Below are 19520 nucleotides of genomic sequence, written 5' to 3' on the forward strand. Positions count from 1 at the left end.
CCAGACGCCGTGTGTTCCCGACGTTGTGATTGTGGCGGGCAGCGCTACACTGCAGACAGAACCGCGTCACGGCTGAATTACTGCGTACCTGACGCAGAAAGGAGCCACCGTGCATAGAGTGTCACGCACCGCCTGTATTATCCTGCTGGCACTTCTCGTCGGCATGACCTGCGGCTGCACTACCCAGTCGCCCACACTACAGGGGGGTGACATCAAGGGTCCCCTGGTACCAGCGCGGGACTTGGGCACCACTGAAATCAGCAACTACGAGGGCAAACCGCTGAACGACTTCAAAGCCCTGCCGGACAACTCGGTCCGGGGACCGCAGTCGGTGGATCTCGCATCGTATCGGCTCGTCATCGATGAAGCCGTACGGAGTCCCCAGCATCTCACCTATGCCGAGGTCCTCTCACACACGCACTACCAGAAGCTCATCACGCTGCACTGCGTGGAGGGGTGGAGTGCGACGGGCCTGTTTGAGGGCGTCCTCATGAAGGACTTGCTAGCACAGGCCGGGCCCCTGCCGTCAGCGGTCACCGTCATCTTCCACGGCCAGGACGACTATACCACGTCCCTGCCTCTCGCCACAGTGCTTGAGCGCAACATGCTGCTGGCGTACCGCGTCAACAATGGAGACCTGGTCGCCCGCAACGGATATCCGTTCCAGCTGGCCGCCGAAGACAAGCTCGGATACAAGTGGTGCAAGTGGGTTGTCCGCATCGAGCTGTCGACCGATCCTGACTTCAAGGGATTCTGGGAACGCCAGGGATATGGCAATGACGCGGAGGTCAACCCGAGTCCCTGAGTTCCCGTCCTCTCCCGAGAACCTATTTCACATCAAGCGTTCTGGCCTCTGATGCGCGATGTTGCAAAAAAGAGACGTTCAACTATCATGGCGTCAGAGCGCTTGACAGTCCTGCATGCTTGGAGGGCTCTAAGATTGCGCAGCGACTGGCGGGAGGCAGACTTGAAAAGGAGGAGCAAGGATGAACGTATCGCTGGTGGTGTATCGTGTCGGGGCAGACACAGCAAAGAATATCGAGCGAATGGACCTTGCAGTGACACAATCGGCAAAGGCGGGGGCGCACCTTGTCCTGTTCTCGGAAGCTGCGACGACAGGGCTGATCCTCAACAATGATCCCAGGCATGACCTGATGCTGGGAGAACCGGTACCTGGGCCGGCGACGAGCCATTTCGCCGACCTCGCCAAGTCCAGCCGCATCCACATCGCGTTCGGCATCCTTGAACGGGACGGAGCGGCATTGTATGACACCGCCGTCTTGGTGGGTCCCAGCGGCGACATGCTCCTCAAATACCGTCGCATCGATCCACAATGGCACGACCAGATAGGTGACTCGAAGCTCTATCGTGAGGGAACAGAATGCCCTGCAGTCGACACGCCGATCGGTCGCTTTTCGTTTGCCATCGGCGGCGACCTGTTCAACGACACAGTCGCAGAACAGGTGCGTGAACAGCATCCGAGCTATCTCCTCATGCCCTTCGCACGCTACTTCGACGGCGGCCTGTGTGACCAGAAACGGTGGGAGACCGAGGAGCGCCAAGTCTACGTCGACCGCGTCCAGAAGATGGCCGTCACGACGCTTATGGTGAACTCGATGGGAGAGAAGGGTTTTGATGGAGGCTCGTTCGGAGGAACCATGGTCGTCCATGCCAACGGTCGCATTACCCATTCACTCCAACTGGGAATGCCAGGAATAATCATCGCGGCCATCTAACAGAGCGACGTTACAGTCTCACTGGAAACGGCATTGGATCATGAGACAGGCCCTCGCCGCAACGAGGGCCTGTCTCATGATGAAACGGGGAGGAAGTATGGAACAACAACAGTCAGGCACCCGCATCGGCAGGCGCGCGTTCATTTCGGCGGCATCCTCTACGACCAGGGTCTGATCTCCTGAACAGAAGGGCTCCGAGGAACGCGCCCCGGTGTCACAAGTCGCTGATGGAGACCGGAAAGCCGTTGACACCAGTATTCATGAGGATCCAGAGTCTGTCACAGACCGGTCTTGACAAGAACATCCATCGACCTATTCTGATGGTAGATACGTATTGGGTTCCTGTGGCAAGTACGGTGGAGACAGAATGCACCATTGTCCAGGCAGTCAGGGATGTGTTGAGGTTCGGGTTCGTGAGGTACACGGCATCAGCGCAACAACACAGAGGTCAGAGGTTATCATCCGCGCGTTAGTAGAATCCGTTTTGGCTTGCAGAGAGCGTTTCGTGCAGCGCCCCCGATTGGAGGCAGCATGGACCAGACGATCCTGTTCGTCTTTCCTCGGCATAGCGACTTTGGACGTCTCACCACTGCTGGTGACGTCCGGATTGCTGCCTCTGACCTTGCCAACATCCAGCGACTTCTCGAGGCAACCCCGGACGACCTGAGCAGGGAACTCGGTTTTGTCGCTCAACGCATCCTGACTGATGCGGCCTTTGCTGTCCGCTACGAGTCACTTCTCATGGCGCTGACCGACGACTGTTCGTTTGACGCGTGGGCTCTGCTTCGCCCCACACTCGAGCCGGTCGAACGTGAGCACTTGCGTCTGCTGTATCATCACAACGTCTTCGACCTCTATGTCCTTCTCCAGGACGTCCTGTGTCCTGACAGCGCCGATCTCATGAACGCTCCGTCCGAGGAGACCCATTCATGAAGGGCCCAATCCTCATCTGCGAAACCAGCTTGCTGCTCGACCCGCGCGAACTTGGCGGTCGACACGATGTCCGGGTCCTCGTCCAGATTCATTGGGACAATGTCCGCGAAAGCCTCGCCCTCCGTGCTGGAACTCCGCTCCGCACCTTCGATCCCACGGTCTGGGAAGGGTTCGTGGTAAAGGCGCTGCGCTTGGCGGAACCGTGGATACGCGACAGTTACGTCCATCAGGTCATGTGGTGGCCCGGCGACAACCGGCTCCCTGAGGGCTGGTTCGCCATGTACTGCTTCCCGGCCGGTCCCAGACGTGTCCTCCTGGGCGTCATGCGATACCTCGGCACAGGAGGGGATGCGCTCCCATGTATTGGATCCACTTGCTTCTGCGAGAACCCATGGTGGCAACAGGGAGGAGACTACCTCAACTACCTGTATCACCTCAGACCAGGCGGCGAACGCCAGGCCGCATGACAAGACCTATGTACAAGACCGCCCTGTTCACGTTCGACCAGCCAATCAGCAGTGATACGGAGCAGGCTGTGGTGCAGGCAGCCCAGACTGCCGAGCGTCCCGAAACGGTGCGAGCCGTCCTGACCGCCAGCGAAAGCGACATCCAGAGCGAACTCGACTTCATCGAGCACTCCATCTGTGGCAACGCTGCTGCCCAACGAGCCTACGCAGTGTTTGTCGAACAGCTGGAGCGTCCCAGAGCCTGCGAGGCGGTGCTTGCGGCATCAGGTAAGACATCTGCTGACGATCGTGCCCTGCTCCTGGACCACTACCTTGTGATCGCCCACCGCATAGCGCAGGGATTCAACGAGAGGGTACGGAGGTACAACAGTTAAACCCTGTCCGCGCAGTCGCTGGATTCACAGCGTCCAAGGCTGGACGCGATGCCTTTTTTCCACTATCATGGCAAGGATATGAAACAACCTATCGGTCTTGCGGAAATGAGTCCCGTGTTTACGCTTGTCCTCATCGTGGTCATCGGTATCCTGCTTCGTCGGCTCCGTGTCCTCTCATTGCAAGATGCCACCAGTATCCGCAAGTTCGTGTTCAATGTCGCCCTGCCCGCTCTCACCTTCATCAGCCTGTACAGCAACCCCATCCCGCTGAAGGCGCTGTGGCTCATTCCAGGGGTCATCGTCATCCAGGTCGTCGGGTACCTGACCTTCAGGCTTGCCCCCGTACGCTATCGCGAGACGGTCTTCTCGGGATTCCTTGGGAACACCGGGTTCATGGGATATCCCGTGGTACAGGCGATCCTCGGCCAGGGGGCATTGCCGCTCGCGGTCATCTATGAGCAGACACATTCGTTCATGGTCTTCAGCACCTGGATTCACAAGAATCTCCGCAGCTTCATCAACCCGCCGCTGGTCGCCATGCTCCTCGCGCTTATCCTTAAGCGTGTTGCCCTTCCGCAGTTCTTCACCGATGCATGCCAGCTCGTCGGCAACTCGACGTCTCCCCTTGCCATGCTCTTCGTGGGGCTGAACGTGGACCTGGACTTCAACTGGCGCGCGCTCATCGCAGCAGGAATCAAGCTCGCCCTCATACCGGCGATGGCGCTGGCCCTAACGCTCGTCCTGCCCGTCGCTGGCGACATCCGCAGCGCATTCATCATCCAGAGCGCCATGCCCACCATGGCTGCCAGCGTCGTGTACGGCGCTGAGATTGGCCTGGACGTTCAGAAACTGTCCCGGAACGTCGTCGTCTCGACCCTCCTGTTCCCACTGACCATCCTCTTCTGGGCGCGTTTCCTCTAGAAAAAACGTCATGGACAAGGACGAGCAGTTCGTCACGTTCGCGCTGCAACATCCCGCGGCAGACGACCTCATCGCTGCTGTCCGCGATTCTCGCATCGCCCCCGCCGACTTGGGTAGCGCCTGCGTGTCCGTGGCCAAGCAGCCAGCGATGATTCCGGGGTGATGCCATACGCATGTTGAAGCCTTTTGGACACATATGTATACTTCATACAGGACAGCGCAGTCTGCCGTCACTCTACAATGACAGGAGAAACACATGGGAGTCACCATTCGTACAGCACGGCTTGCCGACCGATCTCGCATCCTGGCGATCAGTTCGCAGATATGGGAAGGAGACGACTACGTGCCACAGATCATCGACGAATGGCTCCGCATGCGGGGTTCCGAGGTGACGGTCGCCGACCTGAACGGATCCGTCATCGCGTTCGCGCGTACGGTCAATCTGACCCCCGGTTACGTGTGGCTTGAGGGGATCCGCACGGACACCGCTTCGCAAGGACACGGTGCCGGCAAGGCGCTGACTGAGTACTTTATCGAGAAGGCGACCCGCGAGGGCGCGCAGCGCATCGGACTCTCAACGTACATCGACAACCTGGCAAGCATCCATATCATCGAGCAGCACCGTTTTGTGCGCCAGGCATCGTTCATCCTTGCCGAGGCGAAGTTGGACGGTCCCGCACGGTCCACCGCGGAGCTGTCACCACTGGTTTCGGAAGTGCCCTTCGACGAAGCACGCGCGTGGATACTGGGGTCGGCTTCCATTGCAATGAGCTGTGGATTCGTCGGTCAGGGCTGGACGTTCTGGCCTGCATCACGCCCCGGAGTCGTCGCCTGGCCTGTCTTCGACAAGGCCATCGGCCTTCGCGGCAGCAAGGGGTCCCTGCGCAGCCTGCTAGTCGTCTGTCATCCCGATCGCGGGGCAGGCGAGGTCTCCATCGATTTCGCAGACGGAAGTCCCAAACACTTGGAGGTGCTTGTCAGGCACGCCCTTGCTCTCTATCCGGGGGCGAAATGCATCCAGACGATGATTCCAGCCGGTCAGGCCGTCCACACGAACCTGCTTGAGACGGTGACCGCGCTCGAATTTGACGTCTGGCGTCATGGCGAGCCGGACGTGTTCGTCTACGAGCGCCCGGTCGAATAGCCTCATTAGTCAAGCGGGAATACTGGCACGACGAAGGGGCGCCAGCCATCACATGAGTCCCATCCTTCGCGCATCAAGCGCGGGCGCAAGGGTTCGCCAGACCTGTAGCCGAGCTTCAGACAGCCAAGCAGACGGAAAGGGAGCGAAACCAGTCCAGGCGCTCGCGGTCGACGGCCTCGAGCCCGTACACATTCAAGAACACCTGTGGATCGGCGGGATACGGAGACTTTCGCCGACCTTGGTCGTCACACGTCGTGATGTTGAGATATCGTCGGATGGCGTTGTAGCAGTAAGAGATGACGTCACAGCCCGCGTGGTCGGCATTGCTTTGTACCCGAAAATGATCGTGCCAATGCAGCACGTGATAATGATGTTCATACGCCTCACTGCCATGACGTCTGTTCGTATTGGACAATTCCTGGAACTATGAACATGCGTGTCAACTCACGTAAGAATGGAGGTGAACCATCAGGTCGTGAACTCACCAGAAATAGTCGCGTAGCTGCCACGTTTCTTGATCACCAGAAGCTGTCTCCTCCTGGCAATCTCATCCAGTCGGTCCTGGCAGAGGAAGATCTCGTGGAGCAGCGTTGTCATGTCCAGCTCCGCACGGATGGCCAGGAGACGCCCCTTTGTCTCTTCTGCAACATCCTTTCGTGCCAGCATCCGTGCGCATGGTGTCTGTGCCGTGTCGTATACTTTGGTGATGTGGCTCCCGGTCCGTTCTCCCGGAGGAGCTTCTGGCTGGGAAGGAACCAGTTCACCATGAGGTGCAGGGCCAAGTATAGTCGGTTCAGGAGACCCTCTTCAGCCTGGGTGTCATGCCGGTCATACCCCACGAACGTGCGGATGACGGAGTTGTTCTTCTCTTCCACATGGGCGTTGTCGTTCCCCTGGCACGGACAGGAACGGGTGAAGGTGATGTCCCAGGCATGACAGAACCGCGTGAGATGTCCATTCATGAACTCGCTCCCGTTATCAGAATGCAGGGAGAGGGCGTCCCCTCGGGTACCTGCGGAGACAGGATGCCGGTGCAGTGACCACAATCACTTCTGCGTTCATGCATACGGCCCCCCCGGTCCATCCGGCGGTACAGTCCGTGACAGTACGTGTCCACCAGGGAGTCTCCCACAACCTACCCTCCGCCTTGACCCACCAGGTCCACGGGGGCGACGCCAGGGATGGGGAGCGGAGGGTTCATGCACGTCTGAACGGGAATCCTGCCACCCCAGAGGGGTGCTCCGGGTATGACAGAGTCCATGGAGACGATACGTCCGCCTCTCCCCTGCCAGGAGCCTTCCCGCCGCGCCCGGACTCATCTGGAGGAGAAGCCGCCGTGTCTCATCCTCCAGATGGAGATGCCCATGCGCTGTGAGGTTTTCCACAAACAGAGACATGCCTCCTGCCAGGCGGACAGGACCCAGGAACGTGCTTGCGTTCCAGATGGTGATGAGTGCTTTCTGCACCGCAGGGCCATACCGGGGAGGACGCTGTCGGTGCAGACGCTTCGTGGGATCAGCGACCAGCATCTCCTCTCCCAGGAGATACCGCTGTCCTGCCTAGTGCAGGACACGGGCGGCATGTCTCCTGCAGTATCCCGCCCCCTCCTCACAGAAATCGTCCAACACCTCCGACTTCCTTGTCTTCCCTGCCTTCAGATATGCCTGTGCCTTGACCATCGTGAGCTTCCCCCGTTCCTGGAACCGCCCCTCCGAGTACGCCCCTCGGATACGGCAGCACCCCTCGCATTGAGAGAAAGTGCTCGGGGGACAACATCCTCGGGGGGATTGGACTAACATCCTCGGGGGGATCGTAAGCTCCATTCCCGCTGCTCTGTTCTCATCCAAACGATCAGCAGTATTCTGTCATCCTTCACGTCCTTGTTCTCATGAGTTGACGGAGCCAGTTCACCTCCATGTTGGATGAGTCGATGCGTGGAACCTCTCTGTTCAGAAAACTTCCTATACTTCTACGGCTCTCTATCAATTCAAGAATATCCCCATCGTTCATACCAAAAACCTCTTGATGTACAACCGGGCGGAAAAGCGCCGCCCGGTACAAATTATTCCTCCTAAATACCTATGCCTTTGCCAAACGGGTCTTGCCATTTTTCAAGAGCTTCCCTCAGTTCCTTGTAATCTTCTTTCGCTTTATCCAGAGGTATTCCCTTCATTGTTGCATCAATTGCCTGTCTGAATGCCTTTGCTCCAGCAATTGGACCTCCAGGATGGGCATGGATTCCACCACCCGATCCGATGACTATATCCGGACCAAGATCCTTTATCACGTTTGGAACCATCGAAGGAGTAATTCCACCTGATGGCATCGGGAATGTGGGATTTAGGTTATAGAGGGGGAATGTCAGGTTATAGGCGGTCTTCACAAATTTGTCCGCTAAAACCGGCGCCTTACCATACGGGGCGGGTATAACCACAATATCGGCTCCCGCAAGCCTCGGAAGTTTGCCAAGCATCAAGTGAGAGCTTACACCATGGTATGGAGACATATACATTGCACCCGTAACATCCATATGTGCAAGTATGGGCACATTGATTGATGTATCCTCGGCCAATGCCCTGAGCACCGAAAATCCTACAGCAAAGTAGTTTACCATAAGAGCATTCGCGCCTGCTTCAATAGCTTTTTTCGCGTTTTCGAAAACTTTCGGTACTTCGTCCGAAATATTAACCGTATAAAGTGTACGCTCACCTTTTTCCTCAAAAACTTCCTTTTCTATCTGCATATATCTCTTAACCCTTGCCTGCACGCTATTGAAAGACGCATCAGCTATCAGCTCATCATCCTTAATAATATCGCATCCACCAAGAGCTGCCTGTCTGAATAGTTCCGCTCCAACTTCAAGCGTATAGCCAGTGCAAGGTTTAATCATATTGTTCAGAAGTGGCCTATCAAAAACGCCAAGAAGTTTTCTTACGCCCTGTATTCCAAACTTCGGCCCCCTGAAAGCTTTCACATACTTTTCGGGAAATCTAAGATCAAGCAGTTTGATCTTTCCAGCCATTGAAATATTTCCAACTACAGTTGTGAGAAGCATTGGGATCTGTTCCCCGATATTCACCTCGGGGTAGGCAATTTGAATAATGTAATGCCTATCAGAAGTATCTGCAGGCACTTCAAACTCATAATCGGGTGTTTCATAAACCCCTATGACCTTTGCAACATATTTCCTCTTTACCTCTGCCGTTTCACCCGGAACAGGAAGCCATGTGCCCGTACTCTGCTCTACCGCAAGCGCAGGTGCAAGTTTTGAGACAGGCACTCCCTTCGGAAAAGAACAGTAATAAGTCCCAATGATGTAATCGTTGTAGTCAACACCATCGGGCAATGCAATTGGTAATGAAAGTACATCAATTCCCTCCATGTAATCCTCCTTTTATGAATTTGCTGTTAATCTTATGACTGATATATTTCAGATTTCTATATAAAGATTTATAGTTTGAGTATATAAAGTCATATGTTTCTTTATTTTTCGGGTTTGGTTTGAATACCTTGCAGGGTTTTATGATCTCCTTTAAAGAAGCAAAATCCGGATAAATTCCAAGTCCAATCATTGCGCAGAACGCAGCTCCGATTGCTCCTCTCTCCTGCGGATCTGGAAGCGTCTCAAGTGTCTTTCCCGTAATGTCAGAGATTATCTGCACCCACACATCTCCTATTGCCCCTCCGCCAAGAACCCTTAAAGTTGAAAGAGAAAGTCGATAGTCATTTTCAAGAATTTCAAGCATCCACCTGAAGTTATACCCTACCCCTTCATAAACTGCCCTGAGAAGGTTTTCCCTTTTATGACTTGCCGAGATGTTAAAAAACATCGATCTTACCAAGGAATCGCTTACCGGAGCCCGTTCCCCATACATCCATGGGGTAAATATTAGGTTGCCGGAACCTGGCGGCACCTGTTCCACAAGTTTATCCATCAATGAATATACATTTGTAATAGTCGGGTCTTGTGATTCCTTCTTGTAAAATTCATCCCTAATCCACTGAAGGCAATAACCTGCCGTTTCCGTTTCCGCAAAAATCAGCGATTTTGTTTTATCTGTTGATTTTATGGTCACCACGCCTTTTCTTCCGGTCGGAGATTTATTGCTCGTAACCACAATCCAGCCCGATGTCCCAAGATAAAGATGTCCATCCCCGTCAGCTACACACCCTGCCCCGGTCGCTGCAGTCGCAACGTCGGATGACCCTGCAAAAACAGGCGTACCCGGCATAAGGCCCATCTCAGACGCAGAGTAATCACTCAACAAGCCTACCTGCTCTGTCGACGGAACAAGTGTTGGCAGCTTATCGACATCAAAACCCGCATATTTGAAAACCCACTCAAGCCATTCATTTTTCTTGAGGTCAAGACCAAAACCGGAAGCACAGCTCAACTCCATCACATTTCTTCCTGTCGACTTAAAAATAACGTAACCACTTGTATCAATAAAAGTTTTCATCTTCTTATAGATTTCAGGCTCATTTTCCTTAATCCACATAAGTTTTGGAATACCATCCTTAGCTGTCAGCGGAGATCCCGCCAGAAGCGCAAATACCTTCCCGTCAATAAATTTCCTCATCAGCTTGTCTGCCTGAGCTTTAGCTCTTGCGTCAAGCCAGATAATTGCATTTCCCAGTGTTCTTTGTCCATCTACAGGCACAATACCCAGCATCTGTGTTGAGAAAGTCACTCCAAGGATGTTTGATGGTGATATTTCTGTTTCTTTAAGTAGCTTCTTCGTAGATCTTGTAATCGCATTCCACCAGTCTTCTGGGTTCTGTTCCGCAAATCCTTCAGCCGGGTAATACACCTCGTATGCTTCCCTGACTGATCCGGCAACTTTTCCCAGCAGATCGACAAGAACTGCTTTATCACAGCTAGTACCTACATCATGAGCAATTATGTAACCCTCTTTCATTCTTTCCTCCGGTGTCCTGGCTTCAAGATGTGGTTACAAGTTGACACTCCACAACCTCTTCTTTGTTGTTTTCATAATAACAGAATCCTAAGTAAAGGCCAATACCCGCATCGACTCATCCAACATGGAGGTGAACTGGCTCCGTCAACTCATGAGAACAAGGACGTGAAGGATGACAGAATACTGCTGATCGTTTGGATGAGAACAGAGCAGCGGGAATGGAGCTCACGATCCCCCCGAGGATGTTAGTCCAATCCCCCCGAGGATGTTGTCCCCCGAGCACTTTCTCTCAATGCGAGGGGTGCTGCCGTATCCGAGGGGCGTACTCGGAGGGGCGGTTCCAGGAACGCAAGAAGCTCACGATGGTCAAGGCACAGGCATATCTGAAGGCAGGGAAGACAAGGAAGTCGGAGGTGTTGGACGATTTCCTGAGTTCAGCATCGCCGTGCTCCAGTCTTCACCTGTACGACGCCCATCGTCACGCCTCCACGCGCTTGCGGTGCTTGCGACGGTACGTGGTGTAGATAACTTGTACGTCTCGAACGGATTCAAGTCGAATTGGATATCGACCTGGCCAGGACACACATAGACGCGACATTGCTCGGGGCAACGAAGCAACGACGCGATCAGCGTGATGCACTTAGCGTAGTTTCTGACTTCCTGCTGGCCCTGCTCCCTTGAAAGCGTGGTTAGATGCTTGGCACGGGCAATCACAATGTCGGCAGCTTCGTCGGAGCGATGCTGGAGCGTGAGACGTGCGAATCTGTACGGAATCCTTTCGTATTGTTCCGGAACATACTCTGACATATATAGTGGCATGTTACCGCCTCCTCGACTTGTTTTGTTGTGCACGGTCGAAGGAGGGCAAGAAAAGGGCCAGAATCCGTGACGCAATTCAAAGAACAAGTCGGTGCGATCTTCGTAGTACCACGCCGGTTCTGGCAAAATGGCAAAATTTCCACTCTTGCTAACATCATAGGAATTGGCAAAACCGAAGAGCGTCCAATCTGGTTTGTTGTACAGTTCTGCTTTCTCGTTTCTATGAAATGTCATGTAGATACTCTGTTCTTCATTTTTGTCAGTAGCCCCGTATTGAGGCAGGCTTCTGTACTATCATCGGTATACTCGATGAGGTTGAGGTCTTGCAAACGGAGGAAGGTATAGTTGAGATAATTCATGAGGATAGGATACGTCTGCTGTGGGTAGCGCGATTTGAACTCCCCGCGGGTAAACCCCCAGTTTTCCGGTTGTGCTATCTGAGCGAGCTTTTCGTACGGATATTCCCAGCTTGCATCTGATTGCGTAACAAAAGAAAAATCGCAGAATACATCGCGCGGATCTTGTTCACGATATTTCAGCCCAAGATCCTTGTATTTCCTCATTTTTTTCGCCCCCAAGTTTCAAGCATAGAAAACTTGTTCCTTACTATATAAATATAACATTAACTTGCTATAGCCTTACGTCAGTACGTCCAAAAACATTGATGTTTCCTTAAGAAACTGATAATGGTGGAGGATGACTCACTACCGGCACAAAAGATATTTGTAAAGGCTTGAAAAAAAATGATTCCAAGATATAAGGTACTGTAGGTAGTGTACTGTATCTGGTCATACAGAATGGAACAACGAGAGGCCCTAATAAAGGGAGGTGAGGGGAAAGAAGATGAAGAGGAAATCTCCTTTCCGCGTTTTATACGCTTCACTCCCATGACGCCTGTTCGTATGGGATAACTCCTGGAACTATGAACATGCTTGAGAAATCTGTCAACAGGATTACAGTTGAATGCATTTCTGAAAGTATTTGACTTCAGAACGAGGTGGACATGGGGAAGTATGAGGAAGCAAAGCAACAAGTCACTACACTCTGTCACAACCTTGTTGAAAAGGGATATCTGATGGGAACCGGCGGCAATGTTTCGGTGCGTATCCGGGGCGAGCACGCGTTCGCTATTACTCCTTCCAATTACGATTACACGATCATGACACCAGCAGATGTCTGCATACTTCGGTATAATCTCACAGTCCTCGAGGGAGAACGCAAACCTTCGATTGAAAGCGCTTTGCACGCCGCTATCTACGAGAACCGACTGGATACCAACTGCGTCATTCATACACATCAGCTGTATGCCAGTGCTTTTGGGCTCACGAAGACGCCGATTCCAGCACTCTACGACGAACAAGCTCGTTTTCTCGGCAAGTCGGTTGAGATCATTAATTACGCGCCGTCGGGAACAGGATTCCTTAAGCACAATGTCGTCATACGACTAAAGAACCACTGCAATGCATACATCCTGCAAAATCATGGTGCTTTGTGCCTTGGCCCTGATCCGGATCGCACAATGTTCAATGTGCAACTGCTCGAAAAATGCGCTGTGACGTACCTCCTTGCGATCTGTACCGAGAAGAAGATTTCGCGTATCCCGCTGCCGTTTCGCGAGGTAGCGTTTGCTATGTTGCGCAAGGATCAGAAAAAATTCGAGAATGCCAACGAGCATTAGTCAAACAGGGGGCGGCTATGGCCGAAGAACAGAAGTACGCTATTTCCAAATGGCATGATACGGCAAAAATCTACGATCGTTTGCACGCATTGATCCAGGTACCGCCGATGACGATTCGGCGCGACAAGATGAAAGAGTACCTGGACTACTTTGACACAAAATGCACCAAATCCAGAGCGTTGACTGACGAGGCAAAGAACTACATTCCTGGTGGTGTCCAGCACAATCTGGCGTTCAACTATCCTTTCCCCATTGCAATCCAGAAAGCAACTGGTGCTTTCATCTGGGATGTCGACGGCAACCAGTACATTGACTTCCTGCAAGCTGGCGGCCCGACTGTTCTAGGCAGCAACTATGCACCAGTGCGCGAAAAGGTGGCTGAGGTCATCAACGAATCAGGCCCAGTCACTGGCCTGTTCAGTGAATACGAGCTGAAGCTCGCAAAACTCGTCAACCGCCTTGTCCCTAGTGTTGAGATGCTGCGCATGTTCGGGTCCGGGACAGAGTCTGTTATGGCAGCTATTCGTGCAGCACGGACGCATACCCGCAAGCGCAAGATCATCAAGGTTGGCGGAGCATACCATGGCTGGAGCGACTCGATGGTCTACGGCCTGCATATACCAGGCACGGGACGTTTCGAATCCAAAGGAATACCGATGGGCGCGACCGGCAACACAGAGGAAGTTTTTCCTAACGATCTCGCTGGGCTGCGGCGTTTGCTGATCCGTAACCGTCTGCGTGGTGGCACGGCGGCCGTCATCGTGGAACCTGTGGGGCCTGAAAGTGGAACGCGCCCTGTGTACAAGGACTACAACCAGAAGGTGCGTGAGCTTTGTGACGAGTTCGGCGCACTTCTTATCTTTGACGAGGTTGTGACCGGGTTCCGGCTAGGAATGGGCTGTGCTCAGGGTTACTTCGGCGTCAAACCGGATCTGACGGTCTTTGGCAAATGCATCACTGGTGGTTACCCGATGGCTGGTGGGCTTGGTGGACGACGCGACGTCATGATGCATCTTTCAGCCGGGATCGGTGGCACAGGAGAACACGCTTACGTCGGTGGCACACTGACGGCCAATCCATTGTCATGCGCTGCAGGGTACTTCGCTCTGACAGAAATGGAACGTACCAACGCACCGGTTATCGCTGGGCGTGCAGGGGATCGTCTGACCAAAGGGTTACAGGAGATCGTCGAGCGGCGCAAACTGCCGTTTGTCGCGTACAATCAAGGTTCCATCGTGCATCTTGAAACAGCGGGCGTCATGCTGCTCGATTTCCGTCACCCACTCCAGCTGGCCAAGGAGCTCAAGCCCCGAAACCACATGATGCAGGAGATGGGTGCCGCCTACATGAGCCAGGGCATCATCACCCTCGCTGGCAGCCGCATGTACACCAGTATGGCTGATACCGATGAAATCATTGATGATGCGCTCCGGCGCTTTGATGTCATTCTGGGAAGTGTCGAAGGTACCTAACGCATAGGAAGATGGCAAAGGGGTAGGCCTGCACAGGCCTACCCCTTTGTTCATTTCTGTTGCTCGCTTTACGGATTCATCTCGCGGTAGAGGTCTTTGGTCTGGTGATAATACTCAACGAATTCCTTGAAGGTCTTATCATAGAGAGCACGGTGTTCCGGTAGAGGTGTGTATTCCCTGGAAATGGCTGTGTACCGCGCAGCGTCTTCAAATTTCATATATCCTAGTGCTTCAGCAGCGATAAATGCTGCTCCGCGCGCGTTCACCTCGATAGGGTCAGCCACCTGACGGATGGCAACATTAAGCACGTCTGCAAAGATCTGGCACCAGATGTTGGACTTGGCTCCTCCACCAACAATGTTGAGAGATGTTACCTTGCGCCCTAAGAACTTCTCGCCCGGTCCAAGCATCCACCGTGTATTGAGAGCGACACCTTCCAGGAAGGCGCGAATAATGTCCTCCCGACTGTTTTCCAGGGAAAGATTGAAGATGGATGCGCGCACATGACGATCTTCGATAGGAGACCGTTCGCCGTAGATCCATGGCGTGTAGATGACGCCATTGCTTCCAGCCGGGACCTGCTCTGCAATGTGATCCATGATCTCATACACGTCGGGTGCCTGTTCCTCGCGCAGCAGCTTGTCCTTGTGATAGAGAATCTTGTCGCGCAGGAAGGTCAGGTTGCCGCCTGCTGTCGTCTGCAAAATCGTCATCAGGTACTTTCCTGGGATGGCACAAGGCACCGAAGCAAGCGAGTTCACGACATCTGTTTTCATAAAGGGCACGTGCGCAGCAATCCAGGACGACGTCCCAATGTACAGATGCCCCTCGTAGTCGCGTACGGCTCCCGAACCAATGGCCGCCGATGTTGTGTCGATGGACCCCGCTACCACCCGGACACCGGGCTTGAGCCCCAACTCACGTGCAACGTCCGGTTTCAGTTCGCCCAACACGGAGTCACAGGGAACGATCTCAGGGAATTTGTCAGCATCGATACCGGAATTCCTTATCAGTGCCGGTGAATAGACAACATGTGCCGAATTGCGATTATCTGTGACCCAGGAAGTCAGAATAGAATCGGGCGTGGCAGCAAACCGTCCGCAAAGGCGCATGTTCATGTAATCCGGAACATTCAGGAATTTGAACGTTTTTGCATAAACGTCCGGAAACACGTCCCGAATAAAGAGCATATGCGCTGATGGATCTTTGCCAGACAAGGACGGCGCGCCGCCGGTCAACTTGACCCAGCGCAGCAAGCGGATGGGGTCATATCCAGCGACATTGACTGGCCCGCGCGTGATCTGCTCGAGATATTTGGCCCCACGCATGTCCATCCACAACACACAGTTCATCAATTCCTTGCCGTCCCTGTCCACCGGCACGGTGCCCTCTCCCTGGGTTGAGCAACAAACACCAACAATGTCCTCCACAGGAACAAGTTTCTTGTGCATCAACTTGCCGGCAGTTGTCAGGAATGCATTCCACCAATCCTCCGGATCCTGTTCCGCCCCGCCACCTGGCAAGACATGCAGAGGCACTTCCTGAAATTCCCATCCCGCAAAAACACCGGTCACGGAAACCAGCGCTGTCTTGCACCCCGACGTCCCCAAATCAACGGCGAGGATATATGGTTCGGCGTGCCTTTTCATGTTGTCATCTCCGCGCTAACGTGTGCGACATCCGGGTCCTTCAGGCGAGCGACGATAAACGCGCAGATGATGAGCAGGAACACCGCAAAGAGCAGCGAAAGGGTAAAGGAGCCGTCCTTCGTGCGCATGGCCTCCATGACATACACGTAGACAACGGCGGCCTGGCCGAAGAGCTGGATCAACCCGTTGGATGTTCCCTCTGGTGTCGGATAGGTAATCTCGGCGGCATACTCCATGCCCACCGGGCTCAGGCTGATGAGGAAGAACCCAAGTTCAAAGGCCGATGCCATGAGCAGCCAGACAGGTCGTGCAAACGTAACGCCGATGAGACCAGGAATCGCACCGAGCACGCCGATCATAAGGTACTTGCGACGTTTGTGCTGTTTGTCTGAAAACGCAGGGATCACGACGGCACCGATGATTCCTCCGACAAGCATAAGGGCGCCGAGCGTCCCCGCCTGCTCCGGGCTAAACCCGCGCGGTCGGATGATGGGTTCCACCCAGGTTGACAGGCCATTGAAGAGCCCCAGTGCGATGAAGCAGATAACCAGGAACATCCAGAACATTCTGTTTTTGAGAGCATTCTTGAGGCCGTCCAGCATGAGCGCACGCGTCTCCTGCCCTGCCGGGCATGGCGGTGTCGCCGGTTTCTCACGCGCCAGCAGGATGAAGAGTACCGATGAGAAAGCGGCCAGAATACCGTATAGTAACTGAACACGCGCGATGGACACGCTCTGGGTCAGAATTGGTGTCAGGACCATGCCGATTGCTGTTCCGACAAGTGATGCCAGTGTCACCAGTCCGACCGCCGTGGCACGGAATTCGAGATCGAACCATTTAGCCGGAACGGTTGTCCAGGCGTTGAGGAGAAAAGGCTGCGCGACAGCGATGCCGATGGTCGAAGCCAGGACGAGGCTGTACCGGGCTCCCGCCAGTCCTCGAAGGATACCAAATACGCCCATCAAAACGGCGCCGATACTAACAGCCTTGTGAAAACCCCACGTGTCGATCACCCACGAAACCGGAATGGACAGTGGAATGAAGGCGATCATGAACATCATTGATAACAGCCCAATGTTGAGATCGGTTACTCCATAGAACTTTGCCGCCGGCCCCGTAATCGGAGAATAACTGATCCACAACATCTGAATGGTAATATTGATGAACATAAACACCACCAGCACAACCCAGCGGTAGCCATACACGCGAAACGTTGGCCTGTCCATATCATCTCCCCCGCGATTGATTTTCTCTTCTTCCCAAGTATTACTCAACTTGTCGAAAAAGTACAATCCAAGAGAACATCGGTAGGATCTGGTTGCTGTGGCGCCGTTCTATGATTCAGAGAGAACGTCCAGTTAATGAGCCACAACCAGGTCATATCATGGTGCCAGCAAACATTCAGTCGCACAGCTTCGTCAGGAGTCTCACATAGGACAATGTTCCCTCTGGGGGCACCGACGGGCAGGACAAGCTTTCTCTACATTATGGGTTCAGCCGCTCGCGGTTGGGTTTGGCGATGGGCTGCGCGTCCAGATAAGCCATGTCCAAAGAGAAGACCGTGCGGGTCAGATAGGCTTGGGTCTTGGCATCTTCTTCAACGACAAGGGCAAGATCGGCCTTTCCTGATGCGCAAGGCATCACGCCAGTCCCATCCTTCGCGCATCAAGCGCGGTCACAAAGGTTCGCCAGACCTGTAGTCGAGCTTCAGACAACCAGGTAGACGGAGAGGGAGCGGAACCAGTCCAGACGCTCGCGGTCGACGGCGTCGAGCCCGTACGCATTCAGGAACAACTGCTGACCGGCGGGGTCCAGATACCCGAACATCGTTGCGAGGTCGTACCATGGGTCGCCGACGTCTGTGAAGGACCAGTCCAGCACGGACGTGATCCGCTCTCCATCCAGCAGGACGTTCTTGGGTCGGAAGTCGCCGTGGAGGACCGCAACAACGCCAGGCTTGGGACAGGACGCCCTCAGGCGCTCAAGTTCCTTGACGGGGTCACCCGCAATGCCCTTGGCCCGGAATTCGGCCCTGCTCATCACCTTTTCCTGCAGATGGCGCTCGGCCCAGAGCAGCTGCCCGTCGACGCACTCCCGCCAGCTCACCGTGCCGACCGGCAGATGGTGCAACGTCGACAGCATGGAGCCCATGGCGATGGCGATACGGTCACGATCGTCGCTGGAACCGGTCTCACGCAAAACGTCGGTCGCAGAGCGACCGGCAGCGTGCTCCATCAACAGGAACCCGAGAGGCCGGCTCTGGACATGGACAAGGGGCTTCGGCACGGGGATCTCCGTTCCATGGAGCAGCTTCAGCACTTCATATTCGAGGGCGAGCTCCTGCATGCGATAGGCTCCGCGGGCGACCTTGAGCACGAAGCGCCGCTCCGACGCGTTCTGCAGCAACAGCACCAGCCCGCATCTGCCATGGTACGGGGACGACCTGTGCACCACCGGTCCGGTCACTGCGAGCACCTGAGCAGGGATTCGTAACGTCATCGGATCCAGGCTCGTCGGCGGCAGGCGTTCGGCAGGTGTAAGGCCGCATGTGATGGACCTGATGCGTGGCTGTATGGACTCGGTCGTGCCTGAATCGATGGCGCGTTTCATACGTATATGATACCATCATTTGGTGTATTGAACAAACCACTCTGGCGGCGTATGGATGCCGGCAGGCCCCTGTTCCGCCAGAGGTCTGCCGGTGTGGTATCGCCTCCTACAGGTTGAGCTTGTGGTCCATGAGCCAGGACGTGATGGCAAACGCCAGCACACCGAGCATGACAAACATCAGCGGAGAGACCAGCGGAAACTGAACCGGCTGCGTCCCTGCTCCAAGGATCGGCAGATTTTGCCAGGGACTCAGGCTGAGGTTGATCCCGTTGAACCTCATTTCCAGCATGGAACCGAGTCGTGCGCTCGACCAGAGCACCGTGATGACGACGAGCGTAGAGAAGACGCTTCCGAGATGCTTCTTCGAGTTGGTGAGCGTCTTGCCGAACGTCACGCCGAAGAACATGATCGTCATGAAGCTGACAATCACCGCTAGGACGCCGAGGCACATCACCCAGTAGTCGCCAGTCAGCAGGAACCTGCCGACGTAGGGCCGTATCTCCTGAGCGAGTCCCGGGGCAAGGTACGCGAGCACGATGACACTCGTCATGCCACCCAGGAGGGTCATGACCGTGTCGACCACAAGCAGCACGATACGCGAACCCAGGACCTCTGCTCCGCGGAGTGGCAGGCCGAAGACGAGGTACCCGGTGTCGCCATAGAGGTCTTGGGTATATGTGACGATGTTGATGACCGTCATGACCGCGTAGAACAATACCCAGAAGTAGGCTATCATCCACAGAAAGCCCATCGAAACATGCGCTGACTGCGCTGGGTCCTGCTTCCAGATAAAGCGGG

General features: G+C 54.5%; 21 protein-coding genes. 10 read left to right on the top strand and 11 right to left on the bottom strand.

What is annotated here, in order from left to right:
- Nucleotides 1-109 precede the first annotated feature (109 nt).
- The 8 genes from SMC1_RS09705 to SMC1_RS09735 all read left to right on the top strand — a co-directional run bounded on the left by SMC1_RS09705 (nt 110) and on the right by SMC1_RS09735 (nt 5575).
- Complete coding sequence (locus SMC1_RS09705; RefSeq protein ID WP_126855210.1) at nt 110-805, top strand: molybdopterin-dependent oxidoreductase; 696 nt, start codon at nt 110-112, stop codon at nt 803-805.
- A gap of 181 nt (nt 806-986) precedes the next feature.
- The gene (locus tag SMC1_RS09710; RefSeq protein WP_119086573.1) at nt 987-1736 is read left to right on the top strand and encodes a carbon-nitrogen hydrolase family protein; all 750 of its coding nucleotides are present in this window, start codon (nt 987-989) and stop codon (nt 1734-1736) included.
- Nucleotides 1737-2267: 531 nt separating this feature from the next.
- Nucleotides 2268-2669 carry a hypothetical protein gene (locus SMC1_RS09715; RefSeq protein WP_119086574.1) on the top strand — a complete coding sequence of 134 codons (402 nt, stop codon included), beginning with the start codon at nt 2268-2270 and terminating at the stop codon, nt 2667-2669.
- Nucleotides 2666-3136, top strand: a complete 471-nt coding sequence (locus SMC1_RS09720; RefSeq protein ID WP_119086575.1) for a hypothetical protein — start codon at nt 2666-2668, stop codon at nt 3134-3136. The genes SMC1_RS09715 and SMC1_RS09720 overlap by 4 nt, the downstream gene beginning before the upstream one ends.
- Nucleotides 3133-3510: a hypothetical protein gene (locus tag SMC1_RS09725; protein ID WP_126855211.1), complete on the top strand. Its 378-nt coding sequence runs from the start codon at nt 3133-3135 to the stop codon at nt 3508-3510. Before SMC1_RS09720 ends, SMC1_RS09725 begins: the two co-directional genes overlap by 4 nt.
- Before the next feature lie 78 nt (nt 3511-3588).
- Complete coding sequence (locus tag SMC1_RS09730; protein WP_165849431.1) at nt 3589-4431, top strand: AEC family transporter; 843 nt, start codon at nt 3589-3591, stop codon at nt 4429-4431.
- Between the two features lie 10 nt (nt 4432-4441).
- The gene (locus tag SMC1_RS10760; protein WP_165849432.1) at nt 4442-4594 is read left to right on the top strand and encodes a hypothetical protein; all 153 of its coding nucleotides are present in this window, start codon (nt 4442-4444) and stop codon (nt 4592-4594) included.
- A 93-nt stretch (nt 4595-4687) separates the two neighbouring features.
- On the top strand, nt 4688-5575 hold the full coding sequence (locus tag SMC1_RS09735) for a GNAT family N-acetyltransferase (RefSeq protein ID WP_119086578.1): 888 nt from the start codon (nt 4688-4690) through the stop codon (nt 5573-5575).
- Nucleotides 5576-6043: 468 nt separating this feature from the next.
- On the opposite strand, the gene SMC1_RS11145 is transcribed toward SMC1_RS09735, so the two are convergent.
- From SMC1_RS11145 to SMC1_RS09770, 6 genes are all read right to left on the bottom strand, one after another.
- Nucleotides 6044-6172 carry a hypothetical protein gene (locus SMC1_RS11145; protein ID WP_279386575.1) on the bottom strand — a complete coding sequence of 43 codons (129 nt, stop codon included), beginning with the start codon at nt 6170-6172 and terminating at the stop codon, nt 6044-6046.
- Nucleotides 6169-6537 (bottom strand): hypothetical protein, encoded by a 369-nt coding sequence (locus SMC1_RS10930; protein ID WP_119086580.1) that lies wholly within the window; start codon nt 6535-6537, stop codon nt 6169-6171. The genes SMC1_RS11145 and SMC1_RS10930 overlap by 4 nt, the downstream gene beginning before the upstream one ends.
- Before the next feature lie 1109 nt (nt 6538-7646).
- Complete coding sequence (locus tag SMC1_RS09755) at nt 7647-8957, bottom strand: RuBisCO large subunit C-terminal-like domain-containing protein (protein WP_119086582.1); 1311 nt, start codon at nt 8955-8957, stop codon at nt 7647-7649.
- A complete protein-coding gene (locus SMC1_RS09760; protein ID WP_119086583.1) occupies nt 8944-10494 on the bottom strand; it encodes a xylulokinase in 1551 nt (516 codons plus the stop codon). Before SMC1_RS09760 ends, SMC1_RS09755 begins: the two co-directional genes overlap by 14 nt.
- 366 nt (nt 10495-10860) lie before the next feature.
- Nucleotides 10861-11547, bottom strand: a complete 687-nt coding sequence (locus SMC1_RS09765; protein WP_126855212.1) for a hypothetical protein — start codon at nt 11545-11547, stop codon at nt 10861-10863.
- Complete coding sequence (locus SMC1_RS09770; protein ID WP_119086585.1) at nt 11544-11876, bottom strand: DUF3825 domain-containing protein; 333 nt, start codon at nt 11874-11876, stop codon at nt 11544-11546. The genes SMC1_RS09765 and SMC1_RS09770 overlap by 4 nt, the downstream gene beginning before the upstream one ends.
- Nucleotides 11877-12316: 440 nt before the next feature.
- On the opposite strand from SMC1_RS09770, the gene SMC1_RS09775 reads away from it, so the two are divergent.
- Nucleotides 12317-12991, top strand: a complete 675-nt coding sequence (locus SMC1_RS09775) for a class II aldolase/adducin family protein (RefSeq protein WP_119086586.1) — start codon at nt 12317-12319, stop codon at nt 12989-12991.
- A gap of 17 nt (nt 12992-13008) precedes the next feature.
- Nucleotides 13009-14463, top strand: coding sequence for an aspartate aminotransferase family protein (locus SMC1_RS09780; RefSeq protein WP_119086587.1), 1455 nt, complete (start codon nt 13009-13011; stop codon nt 14461-14463).
- Nucleotides 14464-14531: 68 nt separating this feature from the next.
- On the opposite strand, the gene SMC1_RS09785 is transcribed toward SMC1_RS09780, so the two are convergent.
- From SMC1_RS09785 to SMC1_RS09805, 5 genes are all read right to left on the bottom strand, one after another.
- The gene (locus SMC1_RS09785) at nt 14532-16112 is read right to left on the bottom strand and encodes a xylulokinase (protein WP_119086588.1); all 1581 of its coding nucleotides are present in this window, start codon (nt 16110-16112) and stop codon (nt 14532-14534) included.
- Nucleotides 16109-17338, bottom strand: coding sequence for an MFS transporter (locus SMC1_RS09790; RefSeq protein ID WP_119086589.1), 1230 nt, complete (start codon nt 17336-17338; stop codon nt 16109-16111). Before SMC1_RS09790 ends, SMC1_RS09785 begins: the two co-directional genes overlap by 4 nt.
- A 259-nt stretch (nt 17339-17597) precedes the next feature.
- Entirely contained in the window at nt 17598-17753 is a 156-nt protein-coding gene (locus SMC1_RS09795; protein ID WP_119086590.1) for a DUF3825 domain-containing protein, read from the bottom strand.
- 66 nt (nt 17754-17819) lie between these two features.
- Nucleotides 17820-18722 (bottom strand): phosphotransferase family protein, encoded by a 903-nt coding sequence (locus SMC1_RS09800; protein ID WP_119086591.1) that lies wholly within the window; start codon nt 18720-18722, stop codon nt 17820-17822.
- Nucleotides 18723-18828: 106 nt separating this feature from the next.
- A partial coding sequence (locus SMC1_RS09805) for a hypothetical protein (protein ID WP_165849436.1) occupies nt 18829-19520 on the bottom strand: 692 nt, incomplete at its 5' end.

Source organism: Candidatus Cryosericum septentrionale (assembly GCF_003570995.1).
GTDB classification, from domain to species: domain Bacteria; phylum Caldisericota; class Caldisericia; order Cryosericales; family Cryosericaceae; genus Cryosericum; species Cryosericum septentrionale.

What these genes read in the sequence shown, in the direction of transcription:
- SMC1_RS11145 (WP_279386575.1), bottom strand. Translation starts at nt 6,172, where the DNA reads ATGACAACGCTGCTCCACGAGATCTTCCTCTGCCAGGACCGACTGGAT.
- SMC1_RS09770 (WP_119086585.1), bottom strand. Translation starts at nt 11,876, where the DNA reads ATGAGGAAATACAAGGATCTTGGGCTGAAATATCGTGAACAAGATCCG.
- SMC1_RS09765 (WP_126855212.1), bottom strand. Translation starts at nt 11,547, where the DNA reads ATGACATTTCATAGAAACGAGAAAGCAGAACTGTACAACAAACCAGAT.
- SMC1_RS09775 (WP_119086586.1), top strand. Translation starts at nt 12,317, where the DNA reads ATGGGGAAGTATGAGGAAGCAAAGCAACAAGTCACTACACTCTGTCAC.
- SMC1_RS09755 (WP_119086582.1), bottom strand. Translation starts at nt 8,957, where the DNA reads ATGGAGGGAATTGATGTACTTTCATTACCAATTGCATTGCCCGATGGT.
- SMC1_RS09785 (WP_119086588.1), bottom strand. Translation starts at nt 16,112, where the DNA reads ATGAAAAGGCACGCCGAACCATATATCCTCGCCGTTGATTTGGGGACG.
- SMC1_RS09790 (WP_119086589.1), bottom strand. Translation starts at nt 17,338, where the DNA reads ATGGACAGGCCAACGTTTCGCGTGTATGGCTACCGCTGGGTTGTGCTG.
- SMC1_RS09730 (WP_165849431.1), top strand. Translation starts at nt 3,589, where the DNA reads ATGAAACAACCTATCGGTCTTGCGGAAATGAGTCCCGTGTTTACGCTT.
- SMC1_RS09780 (WP_119086587.1), top strand. Translation starts at nt 13,009, where the DNA reads ATGGCCGAAGAACAGAAGTACGCTATTTCCAAATGGCATGATACGGCA.
- SMC1_RS09715 (WP_119086574.1), top strand. Translation starts at nt 2,268, where the DNA reads ATGGACCAGACGATCCTGTTCGTCTTTCCTCGGCATAGCGACTTTGGA.
- SMC1_RS09795 (WP_119086590.1), bottom strand. Translation starts at nt 17,753, where the DNA reads ATGCCTTGCGCATCAGGAAAGGCCGATCTTGCCCTTGTCGTTGAAGAA.
- SMC1_RS09720 (WP_119086575.1), top strand. Translation starts at nt 2,666, where the DNA reads ATGAAGGGCCCAATCCTCATCTGCGAAACCAGCTTGCTGCTCGACCCG.
- SMC1_RS10760 (WP_165849432.1), top strand. Translation starts at nt 4,442, where the DNA reads ATGGACAAGGACGAGCAGTTCGTCACGTTCGCGCTGCAACATCCCGCG.
- SMC1_RS09760 (WP_119086583.1), bottom strand. Translation starts at nt 10,494, where the DNA reads ATGAAAGAGGGTTACATAATTGCTCATGATGTAGGTACTAGCTGTGAT.
- SMC1_RS10930 (WP_119086580.1), bottom strand. Translation starts at nt 6,537, where the DNA reads ATGAATGGACATCTCACGCGGTTCTGTCATGCCTGGGACATCACCTTC.
- SMC1_RS09710 (WP_119086573.1), top strand. Translation starts at nt 987, where the DNA reads ATGAACGTATCGCTGGTGGTGTATCGTGTCGGGGCAGACACAGCAAAG.
- SMC1_RS09735 (WP_119086578.1), top strand. Translation starts at nt 4,688, where the DNA reads ATGGGAGTCACCATTCGTACAGCACGGCTTGCCGACCGATCTCGCATC.
- SMC1_RS09800 (WP_119086591.1), bottom strand. Translation starts at nt 18,722, where the DNA reads ATGAAACGCGCCATCGATTCAGGCACGACCGAGTCCATACAGCCACGC.
- SMC1_RS09725 (WP_126855211.1), top strand. Translation starts at nt 3,133, where the DNA reads ATGACAAGACCTATGTACAAGACCGCCCTGTTCACGTTCGACCAGCCA.